The sequence below is a fragment of the Streptomyces sp. NPDC006687 genome, from assembly GCF_040636215.1.
In the GTDB taxonomy this organism is placed as follows: Bacteria; Actinomycetota; Actinomycetes; order Streptomycetales; family Streptomycetaceae; genus Streptomyces.
In genome coordinates, this window is record NZ_JBEYJJ010000013.1 from 69,539 (window position 1) to 82,541 (window position 13,003).

The following is a 13,003-nucleotide window of genomic DNA, read 5'->3' on the forward strand; positions in this document are numbered from 1 at the left end:
CGGATACGGGAGGGTATCGGTTCGAGAGGGCCTCTGGTCAGGCGTTCTGGCCGACGGTGTCGAAAACCCGACAGTCGAAGAAGTCCTCTCCGGGGGAAAGGAGATACGCCTGGGCCTCACCCACGTGGAAGTACATGCCGTGGAGCTCCAACGCCCCCTCGGCCAGGCGCCGGGCCACCGATTCGTGCGCCCGCAGGTGTTCCAGCTGCTGCACCACGTTGGTCAGGCACAGCTGTTCCACGGCGTCGGCCGGGAGCCGGCCCGAGATGCGGGCCCAGGGGTGGTGCCGGCTGCCCATCCGCTCCAGGCTGGGCAGGCCGTGCCGCAGCCAGCGGGTCAGCGGGGTCGCCGGGTCCCCGGGGCGGGAACCCAGCAGGGCCTGCATGGCCCCGCAGCCCGAGTGCCCGCACACCGTGATGCTGGAGACCTGGAGCACGTCCACGGCGTACTCGATGGCCGCGGCGACGGAGTCGTCACCGGACTCGGCGCCGGGCAGCGGGACGAGGTTGCCCACGTTGCGCACGGTGAACAGGTCACCCGGACCGCTGGCGGTGATCATGCTGGTGACCAGGCGGGAGTCCGCGCAGGTCAGGAAGAGCTGCGAGGGCCGCTGTCCCTCGCGCGCCAGCCGGGCCAGCTCCTCGCGTACGTGGGGCGCGGTGTCCCGCTGGAAGGCGCTGATCCCGCTGGCCAGTTGTCCCGCCCCGGGCCGCCGCCCGGCGTCGGCCGCCGCACCGCGTGGGACCCCGGGCGCGCCGGGAACCGTACGGAGGGCGGTGGGGGAGTCCTCGCCGGCCGCGGCCGCGGTCGTGGCCTCGGCCGGGTCCGGCTCGGCGGTCTGCGCCGCCCGGTGGTCGCAGTGGTTCCGCCAGGGCGTCCAGGGGCGGCAGCACTGGTGCCCGCCCCGGCCGCCCTCGGCCCGGTGGTCATCGGCCGCCGAGACCCGGGACAGGTCCCCGCCCGCCCCTTCGTCCCATCCGGAGCGCGGACGGGGGGCACCCGCGGCCGCGCCGGAGAAGGCCGCGCCGCCGCGTCCGGTCAGCTCCAGCGAACCGCCGTGCGCCAGGTGCGACTCCTGCCAGTCGTGCAGGGTCTCGTAGGCGGCATGGTCCATGAAGGAGCCGTCCAGCTCGACCACCGCGTGCCCGCCGTGCGGCACCAGGTTCAGCACCCGGCTCAGCCGGGGCACCGCCAGGAAGGTCAGCTGCCCCCGCACGGTGATCCGGTGGACATGCCCCTCCTCCACCCACGTGATCCGGGTCCGGGCCAGCCGGCGCAGGGCCAGGGCCACCGCCACCGCGATCCCGACGGCCACCCCCTCCAGTACCCCACCCAGCACCACGGCCGCGATCGTCGTCGCGTAGACCAGGACCTCGCGGTGCCGGGAGACCGTCCGCAGGTGAGTGATGCTGACCATCTGGATCCCGACGGCCATCACCAGCGCGGCCAGGGCCGCGAGCGGGATCAGATCCAGGACCGGGACGAGCAGCCCGGCCGCGAGCACCACCCACAGCCCGTGGAACATGGCTGATTTCCGGCTCACGGCACCGGACTTGACGTTCGCCACGCTGCGCACGGCCACACCCGTGATGGGCAGCCCGCCCAGCAGGCCCGAGACGATGTTCGCCGCGCCCTGGCCGCGCAGCTCGCGGTCGAGGTCGGCCCGGGGCGGGCGGTCCGTACCGCGCTCGGCGGCGATCAGCTTGTCGGTGGCCACCGAGGAGAGCAGGGATTCCACACTGCCGACCAGGGTGATGGTCAGCACGGCGGCGATCAGGCCGAGCACCGGCCCCTCGGGCAGCTCCGGCAGCGCGTGACTGCTCCAGGACGGCAGCTCGACCCGGGGCAGGGCCAGCCCGGCGAGGGCCGCGAACGCCGTCGCGGAGGCGACGGCGGCCAGCGCGGCCGGCACCTTGCGCAGGGCGCGGCCCACCCGCCCGGGCAGTCTGTTCCAGCCGAGCAGGACGCACAGCGTCAGCGCGCTCACCACGAGCGCGGCCGGCTGCGGGTGGGCCAACTGGGCGGGCAGACCGACCACATTGGCCACGGCCGAACTCTGCGGGGTGCCGCCGAGCACGATGTGCAGCTGGGCCAGCGCGATGGTCACCCCGATGCCCCCGAGCATCCCGTGCACGATGGCCGGGCTCACCATGAGCGCGGACCGGGCGGTGCGCAGGAAGGCGAGCCCGAGCTGGCAGCAGCCCGCGAGGACGGTGATGGCGCAGGTGGTGCGCCATCCGTAGCGCTGGATCAACTCGGCGGTCACGACCGTGAGTCCGGCGGCCGGTCCGCTGACCTGGAGAGGTGCGCCGCCGAGCCGCCCGGCCACGATCCCGCCCGCCGCCGCGGCCACCAGCCCGGCCTGCAGCGGGGCGCCGGTGGCCAGCGCGATGCCGAGCGAGAGCGGCAGGGCGATCAGGAAGACGGCCACGGAGGCGGAGAGGTCGGCCGGGAGGTCCTTGCGGAAGCCTCTCGAGCCCGATGGCTTCCGGGCCTGGGAGGGGAGAGGGGCTTCGGCGGGTGCGGTGGCTGGTGCGGTGGATGTCATGGGTTCCCGTCTCCTCTGAGGAGGGATGAAGCGGCGGGATTCTCAACAGTCAGTAAATGGACGGTAATGGAGAGTAAAGAAGAGCGGGAGTAAATCCGTGCACACGGGCTAGAAACCCACCCCTAGGGGTGATTAAGCATTTTGTCGGCCTTGTCATACCTTCCTAAAACCGCACCGCGTGGGACGTTGCGTCGCGAACGTCCTGCATCGGTACTGCGAGGGAGAGGTGTGCGGATGATGGCCGCCACGAAGAAGATCGCCGGCGGGCTGGTCGCCACGGCCCTGGTCCTGTGCGCCGCCGGGTGCAGCGGTTCCGGGCCCGCGGAGCGCGGGGCCCACGGCGGACCGAGCGGAAGGAAGGGCGCCCCCGCGCCGGAGGCGCCCGGCAGCGTCAACCGGCCGATCGGCGACGGCTCGACCGTCTACACCGGTGCGCAGCCGAACGTGCAGAAGCCGCAGAAGCTCAAGCCCGGTGAGAAGCCGCCGCAGTTCGTGGTCTTCTCGTGGGACGGGGCCGGCGAGGACAGCCAGAAGCTCTTCTCGCACTTCCGCGAGGTCGGCAAGGAGTACAACGCCCGGATGACGTACTTCCTCAGCGGCGTGTACCTGCTGCCGGAGGAGAAGCGTTCCCTCTACACCGCGCCGCAGCACGCCCCGGGTCGCTCCGACATCGGCTTCGGCGACCTCCAGGGCATCAAGGACACCGCCGAACAGGTGCGCGCGGCCTGGCTGGAGGGCAACGAGATCGGCACCCACTTCAACGGCCACTTCTGCGGCCCCGAGGGAGGCGTCGGCACCTGGTCCGTCGAGGAGTGGAAGAGCGAGATCAACCAGGCCAAGTCCTTCGTCAAGAGCTGGAAGACCAACTCCGGCCTGAAGGACGCGGAGCCGCTCCCCTTCGACTACGACAAGGAGCTCATCGGCGCCCGCACCCCCTGCCTCGAAGGCCAGAAGAACTTCATGCTGGCGGCCAAGGACATGGGCTTCCGCTACGACTCCAGCGGAATCAGCAAGCAGGTGTGGCCCAAGAAGACGGAGGGGCTCTGGGACCTCCCGCTCCAGCTGGTACCGATGCCCGGCCGGGCCTTCGACACGCTGAGCATGGACTACAACTACATGGTCAACCAGTCCGGTACGACCACCCAGGGCGACCCCTCGCAGCACCAGTACTGGGGCGAGCAGATGCGCGACGGCCTCAAGCAGGCGTTCGACCGCGCCTACCAGGGCAACCGCGCACCCCTGATCATCGGCAACCACTTCGAGTCCTGGAACGGCGGCACCTACATGCACGCCGTCGAGGAGTCCATCAAGAGCATGTGCGGTCAGCCGGAGGTCCGCTGCGTGCCCTTCCGTGAGCTGGCCGACTGGCTGGACGCCCAGGACCCGAAGATCCTGGACTGGCTGCGCACCCTGGAGGTCGGCCAGGCGCCCAAGGAGGGCTGGACGAAGTTCCTCACCGCGGGGCCGCCGGCGCCGCCGGCCGCCCCCGCGGCCAAGGTCAAGCCGGCTGAGGGGCCGGCCGGAGAGCCGGCCGGGGAGCCGGACGAGGGCTGACCAGGCCCTCGTGGAGGACGAAGCCGGGGTCGACCTGCTGCGCCAGGTCGGTCCCGGTCCTGGCGTTGCCCCAGCTCTCGGCGTTGCGCAGGTGGAAGTGGACCATCTGCTCGGTGTACTTGGCCCAGTCGCGGCCCGAGTAGGAGTCCTGCGCCGCACTCCGGAGGGCCTTCAGGGCGAGCTGGTTGCCCGCCTCCAGCAGCTCGAAGGCGGCCGGGCGGCCCCGCTCCATCGCGCGCACCCAGTCGGAGTGGCCGAACGTCACCAGCAGGTCCTCGCCCGCCTCGTCCTGGAGGAACTCGATGTCCTCCGGACCCTGCACCTTGTTGCCGACCACGCGCAGCCGCACCCCGAAGTCCCGTGCGTACTCCTTGTACTGGCGGTAGACGGAGATGCCCTTGCGGGTCGGCTCGGCCACCAGGAAGGTCATGTCGAAGCGGGTGAACATGCCCGAGGCGAAGGAGTCGGAGCCGGCCGTCATGTCGACGACCACGTACTCGTCCGGGCCGTCGACCAGGTGGTTGAGGCAGAGTTCGACCGCGCCGACCTTCGAGTGGTAGCAGGCCACCCCCAGGTCGGACTCGGTGAAGGGGCCCGTCGCCATCAGCCGTACGGGGTTCCCGTCCAGGGGGAGCGTGCGCGCGCAGGCGGCGTAGACGGGGTTGTCCTCGTCCACCCGCAGCAGCCGCGAACCGGTCCCGGGCGGGGTCGTCTTGATCATACTGTCGGCTGAGGCGATGCGCGGGTTCGAGCCGCGCAGGTACTCCTTGATCAGCGGGAGGTGCGCACCGAGCGCGGGCAGCGTCGCTGCCTCCTCCTCGGGGAGTCCGAGGGCGGCTCCGAGGTGCTGGTTGATGTCGGCGTCCACCGCGATGACGGGGGCTCCACTGGCAGCGAGGTGGCGGATGAAGAGGGAGGACAGCGTGGTCTTCCCGCTACCGCCCTTTCCCACGAAAGCGATCTTCATGTTCACCAAGCGTAGTGGGTTGAGTGCGCGGAGTGGCCGAGGCGAGTGAAGAAGACCACTCCAAGGAGGGGTCGGTGGTACGGGTCCGCAGTGCGTAGGCTCCCTACTTATGAGTAGCGCTTCCGACCCGCTGGTGGCCCTGGGTGCCCTCCCGGGCGTCGCCGAGTCCGTGGAATCCGTACGCAAGGCCGTGGACCGGGTCTACGGGCACCGGGTCATGCGCCGGCGCGGCGGGGAGATCACCTCGGAGGCCGCACTGCGCGGGGCCCGGGGGAGTGCGGCGCTGTCGGGGGCCGACTGGGCGCTGGAGGAGGTGCGCCGCCGGACGGACTTCGGCGCGGACCCCGAGGCGCTGGCCGTCGGAGCCGCCCTGCGGCTGACGGCGGAGGCGGGCCAGCTGCTGAGCATCTGGCGCCAGTCGCCGATGCGGGTGCTCGCCCGGCTGCACCTGGTCGCGTCGGGCTCAGCCGTGGCCGGGGACGTGGTGGGGCGTCCACGGCTGGCCGGTGAGCCGGTGGACGAGCCTCTGGTGGACCTCCCGCTCCCGGACGCCGAGGAGGTCGCGGGCCGGCTCGACGGGCTCTCGCGGCTGGTCATCGCCGGCGGGTCGGCGCCGGCCCTGGTCACGGCGGCCGTGGTGCACGGCGAACTGCTGGCCCTGCGGCCCTTCGCCTCGTACAACGGTCTGGTCGCGCGCGCCGCGGAGCGGATCGTCCTGATCAACAGCGGTCTGGACCCGAAGGCGATCTGCCCGGCGGAGGTCGGGCACGCCGAACAGGGGGCCGGGGCCTACCTGGAGGCGTTCCACGGCTATGTCTCCGGCACCGCGGAGGGGATGGCCGCCTGGATCGCGCACTGCGGCCGCGCGGTGGAGCTCGGTGCGCGCGAGTCGACGGCGGTCTGTGAGGCGCTCCAGCGCGGCGCGGCGTAGGGCTGCGGCCCGGGCGCGAGGTCGCCGGCGCGGGGGCCCGAGGTGCGGGGTTCCCGGGAGCAAGGCTCCTGGGCGCAGGGTTGCGGCGACACCGTCCTGCTCATGGTGTCGCCGCTGGCATTCCCGCCAAGTTACCAAGCGTCCTCGATGATGCCCATCAGGCCGGGTGCTTTGCCCGTCGCCTGGTGCGGCTGGCCCGTAATCGACGGGTCGACGTCGCGTGGGTGCCCGGCGTTCCTGCTTCGGTCCGTGGGCCTTACTGCGGTTTAAAGATGATCCTCTCGGATGTTCTTTGGTCTCGCGGGCCGTGAATCCTTTGTACCTCTCTTGGGGCCTGAGTGAAACCCCTAGGCCAGGTTCTTTACTTTTCGGGTTAAATCAGTGCTATTCGGGCGCCTTATTTGACCTTCGCAGGGGATGAGTCGCGTGAGGCGTGCGGGAAGGCCACCGGCTCGCGTGCGGGCTCGCCGCTGCCCCTCCGCTGCCGACGGGCCCGGATGCCCGGATGCCCGGATGCCCGATCAGGCCGACGCGAGGGCTGCGGCCGCGGCCCGTCGGCGGCTCGCGTACCAGACCAGCCCGGCGGTGGCGGCCGCCGCCCCGACCGCCGCCGCGGCGACGAGCGCGGGACGTGTGGGCGAGGACAGTCGCTGCTTGAGCCGCACCGGCTTGCTGAACACGAGCACCGGCCACTCCCGCGCGACCGCCTCGCGCCGCAGCGCCCGGTCGGGGTTGACCGCGTGCGGGTGTCCGACGGCCTCCAGCATCGGCACATCGGTGATGGAGTCGCTGTACGCGTAGCACCGCGCGAGGTCGTAACCCTCGGACTCGGCGAGCTCGCGCACGGCCTCCGCCTTGGTGGGCCCGTAGGCGTAGTACTCGATCTCCCCGGTGAAGCAGCCGTCCTCGCCGACCACCATGCGGGTCGCGACAACCCGGTCCGCGCCGAGCATCTCCCCGATGGGCTCCACGACTTCGGCGCCGGAGCTGGACACGATCACCACGTCACGGCCGGCGGTGTGGTGGGCCTCGATGAGGGACGCGGCCTCGTCGTAGATGATCGGGTCGATCAGCTCGTGCAGCGCTTCGGCGACGATCTCCCGCACCTGGCTGACGTTCCACCCCTTGCAGAGGGCGGACAGATACTCGCGCATCCGCTCCATCTGGTCGTGGTCGGCGCCGCCGGCCAGGAAGATGAACTGGGTGTACGCGGTGCGCAGCACGGCCCGCCGGTTGATCAGACCGCCCTGGTAGAAGGGCTTGCTGAACGTCAGGGCGCTGGACTTCGCAATGACCGTCTTGTCCAGGTCGAAGAAGGCGGCGGTCCGGGGCGAGGAGTGCGGCAAGGGCTGATTTTCCACGCACCGAGCATATGCGCCCACCATTCGGCGTAAGGTGTGGCGCGTGGGTTTGCCTGAGAGGGCTCTCGGGTACACCATGGAAGTCACGGATCGTTCGCGACCGTGCTAACCCGGTCTGGCTCCTCCCCCCCCGAGTCGGACCGTGGGGACGACCCCCGCTCTCCCCCCCGGCGGGGGTCGTCGCATGTCCGGACGCGGTTCGCGCCCCACACTTGAGGGTTTTGACGGACATCTTTCCGGCCCTTCCTGCTCGGCGGCCCTACATGGCTCAGGCCCTCACTCCCTCCGACGCGTGACGCTGTGTAGTTGTTCCGGCGCGCTAGGAACTCACCCGCCGGGGTGGCGAAGATATTCACAAGTGGCTTCTTGTCCACAGTTTTCAAGCAAGATCCACTTCTTTTTCCCGGTCCCTGCACCGTGATTCCAGGCCGCGAAGTCCGCGGCGTGTGGATTCGCGGTGAAGAAGGGGGCGGAGATCGTGACCGGATCGAAGTCGTGTGGAGCGCTGGAGCCCGTCGTGGCGGGCGGGGGCGGGCTGCCCGCCCGTGCCTCGGGAGCCGGGCCGGGCGGCGGGCGGCCGCTGATCATCACGGAGGACCCGCTGCTGCTCGACGACCTGCTGAGGCTGTGCGCCGCGGCGGGGGCCGAGCCGCATGTGCAGCATGCGGTGCCGGAGCGCAGCGGAGCCGGTGACCCCGGCGCCGGGGACGACGCGGGCGCCGACGGGACGCGCGGGGGCGTCGGCTGGGACAACGCCCCGCTGGTGCTCGTCGGCGACGACGCCGCCCGCCGGGTGCGCGGGGTGCCGCGCCGGGACGGCGTCTTCCTCGTCGGGCGGGACCTCGACGACCCCTTCGTATGGCAGCGGGCCGTCCAGATCGGCGCCGAGGAGGTGCTGCGGCTGCCCGATGCCGAGAACAGGCTCGTCGACCGCCTCGCCGATGTCGTCGAAGGGGCCGGACGGCCCGCCCTGACCGTCGGGGTCATCGGCGGCAGCGGCGGGGCCGGGGCGTCCACCCTCGCCTGCGCCCTCGCGCTCCGCGCCGCCAGGGCGGGGGAGCGCACCATTCTCATCGACGGCGACCCCCTCGGCGGCGGCATGGACGTCCTGCTGGGCGGAGAGGGCGCCGAAGGGCTGCGCTGGCCGGACTTCGCCGCCTCGCGCGGCCGGGTCGGGGCGGGAGCGCTGGAGGAGTCCCTGCCCGAACTGCACGCCCTGCGGGTGCTGAGCTGGGACCGGGGGGACCGGGTGGTGGTGCCGCCCGCCGCGATGCGGTCGGTCGTGGCCGCCGCCCGCCGCCGGGGCGGGGTGGTCGTGGTCGACCTGCCCCGGCGGGTGGACGAGGCGGTGGCGGAGGTTCTGGCCCAGCTGGACCTCGTGCTGCTCGTGGTCCCCGGTGAACTGCGGTCGGTGGCCGCCGCGGGGCGGGTGGCCGCCGGAGTGCGGATGGTGGCCCGGGACGTCCGCGTGGTCGTCCGGGGACGCTGCCGCCAGGGGCTCGACGCCGAGGCCGTGGCGGGGCTGCTGGGAGCGCCCCTGGCGGGCGAGGTTCCGGTGGAAGTGGGGCTGCCGGGGCGGGTGGCCGAAGGGGAACCGCCGGGTGCGCGCGGTGCGCTGGCCCGGTTCTGCGACGGCTTCTGGCAGCGGGCGCTCGGCCCGGCGCAGGGGGTGGCGGCATGAGCGCCGTCCTGCTCGACGCCGTACGCCGGAGTCTGGCCGAGAGCGGCGGTGAGCCCACTCCGGCCCGGGTCGCGGCGGCCCTGCGGGCGCAGGGCCGGCTGCTCGGGGACGCCGAAGTGCTGGGCGTGGCGGCCGAGCTGCGGTCCGAACTGGTCGGCGCCGGGCCGCTGGAGCGGCTCCTCGCCGACCCCGGGGTCACCGACGTACTCGTCGCCGCGCCCGACCGGGTGTGGGTGGACCGGGGTGGCGGGCTGGAGCTGACGGCCGTCACCTTCGCCGACGCCGAGGCCGTGCGCAGGCTGGCCCAGCGGCTGGCCGCCGTCGCCGGGAGGCGGCTGGACGACGCCCGGCCCTGGGTGGACGCCCGGCTGCCGGACGGCACCCGGCTGCATGCCGTCCTCCCGCCGGTGGCCGTCGGGTCGGCGTGCCTGTCGCTGCGGGTGGTGCGGCCCAAGGCGTTCACCCTCGACGAACTGGTCGCCGCCGGGACCCTGCCGCCGGGCGGGCAGCGGCTGCTGCGGGCGATGGTCGAGGCCCGGCTGTCCTTCCTCGTCTCGGGCGGCACGGGCACCGGCAAGACCACCCTGCTCAGCGCCCTGCTCGGGCTGGTCGGTCCCGGCGAACGGATCGTGCTGGCCGAGGACTCCGCCGAGCTGCGGCCGGACCACCCGCACGTGGTGCGGCTGGAGACCCGGCCGGCCAACCAGGAGGGCGCGGGGCTGGTGAACCTGGCCGACCTGGTCCGCCAGGCCCTGCGGATGCGCCCCGACCGGCTGGTGGTGGGCGAGGTCCGGGGCGCCGAGGTGGCCGATCTGCTGGCCGCCCTGAACACCGGGCACGAGGGGGGCTGCGGCACGGTCCACGCCAACGCCGCCGAGCACGTGCCGGCCCGGCTGGAGGCGCTCGGAAGCGCCGCCGGGCTCGACCGGGCCGCCCTGCACAGTCAGCTGGCGGCCGCCCTCACCCTCGTGGTCCACCTCACCCGGGACCGGTCCGGGCGGCGGAGGGTGGCCGAGGTCCATGTGCTGGAGCGGGATCCGGCGGGGCTGGTGGTGACCGTCCCCGCGCTGCGCTGGGGTGCGCGGGGGTTCGTACGGGAGCGGGGCTGGGAGCGGCTCGGGCCCCTGCTGCGAGGTGCCCGGTGAACACCGACGCACTGGGGACGGTGCCGGTGTTCGCCGGAGTGCTGTGCGCCGGAGCGGCCGCCTGGGGGCTGTCCGGCGGGGACGGGGCGGCCCGGCGGGCCCGGCTGGTGCTGGCCGGGGGAGGCGCGGTCGTGCCGCGCGGGCCCTCGCCGGTGCGGCGGCTGGCGGCCGTGGTCCGGGTGCGGGTCGTGCGGTGGCGGGAGTGGGCGGCGCTCGGGGCCGGTCTGCTGGTCGCCGTACTGGGCGGCTCGGTGATCCCGCTGGTGCTGGGCGCGGTCGCGGTGCCGATGCTGCGGCGGTGGCTGCGGGTCCGGGAGCGGGAGCGGCTCCGGGCGGCCCGGGCCGCCGGGGTGCTGGCGCTGTGCGGGGCCTTGGTCGGGGAGTTGCGGGCCGGGGCCCAGCCCGGGCAGGCGCTGACGGCCGGGCTGCGGCGGACGGCGGCCGGTCCCGGGGGTCCGGGCCCGGCGGAGGCGGCCGTGCTGGCCGCCGCGGCGTTCGGCGGGGACGTGGCCCGTGCCCTCCATGAGGCGGCGCGGGAGCCGGGCGCGGAGGGGCTCGCCGGGATGGCGGCCTGCTGGCGGGTCTCGGTGGACGGCGGCGCGGGCCTGGCGGCCGGGCTGGACCGGCTGGAGGGCGCCCTGCAGGCCGAGCGGGACCGCAAGGAGTCGCTGCGGGCCCAGCTGGCGGGGGCCAGGTCGACGACGGTCGTGCTCGCGTTGCTGCCGCTGGTGGGACTGCTGATGGGCACCGGGCTCGGGGCCGATCCGCTGAAGGTACTGCTGCACTCCCCGGTGGGGTGGGGCTGCCTGGCGGCGGGCGGGGTGCTGGAAGCGCTGGGGCTGCTGTGGTGCCGGCGGATCGTGCGGACGGGGGAAGGGTGATGGACGGGGCGGTGGTCCACAGGCTGGGGACGGTCCTGTGCCTGGCGGTGGCGGTGTGGTGGCCGGCGTCGGCGGTGTCGGCGCGGCTGGGGCGGCGGGCGGCCGGGCGCAGGCTCGTGCTGGTCTTCCGGGCGGCGGAGCCGGTACGGCGTGGGCCGCCACTGGGCCGCCGGATGCGGGCGGTGGCGGTGGCCTGGGCGGCGCCCGCCGGGGCGCTGCTGGCGGGCTGGGTGCTGATCGGCGGGGCGCCGGGGTTCCTGGCCGGGTGCGGTGCGGCGGCCGGGGCGCGGTGGTGGTCGGCCCGGCCCCGGCCGGCCCCCGGGGTCGATCCACGGGAGGCGGAGCGGCAGTTGCCCCTCGCGGCGGACCTGCTGGCCGCCTGTCTGGCGGCGGGTGCGGGCCCGGTCGAGGCGGCCGAGGTGGTGGGTCAGTCGCTGGGCGGCCCGGTCGGCGAGCGGCTGGCGCTCGCAGGAGCGGAGTTGCGGCTCGGCGGTGAACCGGGCACGGCGTGGGGGAGGTTGGCGGGCATACCCGGGGCCCGGGGGCTGGCGGAGTGCCTGGAGCGGGCCGCGCGGACGGGGGCGCCGGCGGCGGAGCCGGTGGCCCGGCTGGCGGCGGCCCTGAGGGCGGACCGCTCCCATCAGGCGGGCGCCCGGGCGCAGCGGGCCGCCGTGCTCGTCACCGCGCCGGTGGGGCTGTGCTTCCTCCCCGCGTTCCTCGCGGTCGGGGTGGCGCCGGTGGTGATCGGAATGGCCTCCGGCCTGCTGTCGGCCGGCTGAATTCCCGGAGTCCGCCGGGATCCGGTGACCCCGTGGTCCGTGATCCGGTGGTCGGTTCCGGAATCAAAACCTGAAAACAGATCAAGAACGTAATCCCATTGGAGGGTGTCATGAGGATCATCTGGACGCGTCTGCGGGCGGCTGTGAGCGGTCGCGGGAACGACGCGGGAATGTCGACGTCGGAATACGCCATGGGCACGATCGCGGCCTGCGCGTTCGCCGCCGTTCTGTACAAGGTGGTGACGAGTGACGTGGTTTCGGCGGCACTCCAGTCGACCATCGGAAAGGCGCTCGATGCGCCCTTCTGAGCGAAAGCCGCCGGGCTTCGCCGACCGGGGGTACGTGACGGCGGAGGCGGCGCTCGTCATTCCGGCCCTGGTGCTGTTCGCGGCGCTTCTGGTGTGGGCGCTGATGGCGGCGGCCGCGCAGATCCGGTGTGTGGACGCCGCCCGGGCGGGTGCCCGGGCGGCGGCCCGGTCGGAGCCGGCCGGTGCGGTGCTGGCGGCGGCCCGCCAGGCCGCCCCGCCGGGGGCGGAGGTGCGGCTGGAGCGGTCCGGCGACCTGTGGCGGGTACGGGTGGCGGCGCCCGCCCCGGGGCCGGCCGGGCTGCCGGTCCGGCTCGGGGCGCAGGCGGTGGCCCTGGCCGAGGACAGCGTGGGGCCGCCGCCGTGAGCCGGGACCGGGGTTCGGCGACGGTGTGGGCCACCGTGGTGGCCACGGTGCTGGTGGCGGTGTTCGGGGGCGTGCTGCTGCTGGGCCAGGCGGTGGTGGCGCGGCACCGTGCGGGAGCCGCGGCCGATCTGGCGGCCCTCGCGGCGGCGGCCACCTGGGCGCACGGCCCGCAGGCCGCCTGCGCGGCGGCCGGGCGGGTGGCGGTGGCCCAGGGTGCGGTGCTGGCCGGGTGCCGGGTCCAGGGCGAGGTGGCCGAGGTCACCGCCGCCGTCCGGGCCGGCCCCTTCGCCCCGGCGGTCGCCGCCCGCGCGGGACCACCCCTGGCGGAACCGCCCCCGCCTGGGCCCCCTCCAGGGCCGGTGAGCCCGGCGGCGGTGCCGGCGGCCGGCTCCCTGCCGGGCCCGCCACGCCCGGCCGCCGTCCGGGCCGGCCCTTTCGCCCCGGCGGTCGCCGCCCGCGCGGGACCACCCCTGGCGGAACCGCC

General features: G+C 74.2%; 11 protein-coding genes and 1 pseudogene. 9 read left to right on the plus strand and 3 right to left on the minus strand.

Going from position 1 to position 13,003, the window contains the following annotated elements; translation table 11 throughout:
• Nucleotides 1-37 precede the first annotated feature (37 nt).
• Complete coding sequence (locus ABZ716_RS17965) at nucleotides 38-2,548, minus strand: SulP family inorganic anion transporter (RefSeq protein ID WP_358959952.1); 2,511 nt, start codon at nucleotides 2,546-2,548, stop codon at nucleotides 38-40.
• A 234-nt stretch (nucleotides 2,549-2,782) separates the two neighbouring features.
• Between ABZ716_RS17965 and ABZ716_RS17970 the strand changes: the two genes are divergently transcribed.
• The gene (locus tag ABZ716_RS17970) at nucleotides 2,783-4,102 is read left to right on the plus strand and encodes a hypothetical protein (RefSeq protein ID WP_358959955.1); all 1,320 of its coding nucleotides are present in this window, start codon (nucleotides 2,783-2,785) and stop codon (nucleotides 4,100-4,102) included.
• Here ABZ716_RS17970 and ABZ716_RS17975 read toward each other — a convergent pair.
• Complete coding sequence (locus ABZ716_RS17975; RefSeq protein WP_358809526.1) at nucleotides 4,047-5,069, minus strand: ATP-binding protein; 1,023 nt, start codon at nucleotides 5,067-5,069, stop codon at nucleotides 4,047-4,049. The two genes, ABZ716_RS17970 and ABZ716_RS17975, sit on opposite strands and share 56 nt — an antisense overlap.
• A 109-nt stretch (nucleotides 5,070-5,178) precedes the next feature.
• Here ABZ716_RS17975 and ABZ716_RS17980 point away from each other — a divergent pair, with 109 nt between their 5' ends.
• Entirely contained in the window at nucleotides 5,179-6,000 is an 822-nt protein-coding gene (locus ABZ716_RS17980) for an oxidoreductase (protein ID WP_358959957.1), read from the plus strand.
• Between the two features lie 521 nt (nucleotides 6,001-6,521).
• Here ABZ716_RS17980 and ABZ716_RS17985 read toward each other — a convergent pair.
• Nucleotides 6,522-7,385, minus strand: a complete 864-nt coding sequence (locus tag ABZ716_RS17985; RefSeq protein WP_358959959.1) for an HAD-IB family hydrolase — start codon at nucleotides 7,383-7,385, stop codon at nucleotides 6,522-6,524.
• A 511-nt stretch (nucleotides 7,386-7,896) separates the two neighbouring features.
• On the opposite strand from ABZ716_RS17985, the gene ssd reads away from it, so the two are divergent.
• From ssd to ABZ716_RS18020, 7 genes and pseudogenes are all read left to right on the plus strand, one after another.
• A complete protein-coding gene (gene ssd / locus ABZ716_RS17990; protein ID WP_358960055.1) occupies nucleotides 7,897-9,042 on the plus strand; it encodes a septum site-determining protein Ssd in 1,146 nt (381 codons plus the stop codon).
• Nucleotides 9,039-10,187 (plus strand): TadA family conjugal transfer-associated ATPase, encoded by a 1,149-nt coding sequence (locus tag ABZ716_RS17995; protein ID WP_358959962.1) that lies wholly within the window; start codon nucleotides 9,039-9,041, stop codon nucleotides 10,185-10,187. Before ssd ends, ABZ716_RS17995 begins: the two co-directional genes overlap by 4 nt.
• Nucleotides 10,184-11,068, plus strand: coding sequence for a type II secretion system F family protein (locus tag ABZ716_RS18000; protein WP_358959964.1), 885 nt, complete (start codon nucleotides 10,184-10,186; stop codon nucleotides 11,066-11,068). The genes ABZ716_RS17995 and ABZ716_RS18000 overlap by 4 nt, the downstream gene beginning before the upstream one ends.
• Nucleotides 11,069-11,079: 11 nt before the next feature.
• Entirely contained in the window at nucleotides 11,080-11,847 is a 768-nt protein-coding gene (locus tag ABZ716_RS18005; RefSeq protein WP_358959967.1) for a type II secretion system F family protein, read from the plus strand.
• A 110-nt stretch (nucleotides 11,848-11,957) separates the two neighbouring features.
• A complete protein-coding gene (locus ABZ716_RS18010) occupies nucleotides 11,958-12,155 on the plus strand; it encodes a DUF4244 domain-containing protein (protein WP_351887278.1) in 198 nt (65 codons plus the stop codon).
• Entirely contained in the window at nucleotides 12,142-12,519 is a 378-nt protein-coding gene (locus ABZ716_RS18015) for a TadE family type IV pilus minor pilin (protein ID WP_358959969.1), read from the plus strand. The genes ABZ716_RS18010 and ABZ716_RS18015 overlap by 14 nt, the downstream gene beginning before the upstream one ends.
• A 59-nt stretch (nucleotides 12,520-12,578) precedes the next feature.
• A pseudogene (locus tag ABZ716_RS18020) lies at nucleotides 12,579-12,776 on the plus strand (Rv3654c family TadE-like protein); the annotation flags it as partial.
• Between the last annotated feature and the right edge of the window lie 227 nt (nucleotides 12,777-13,003).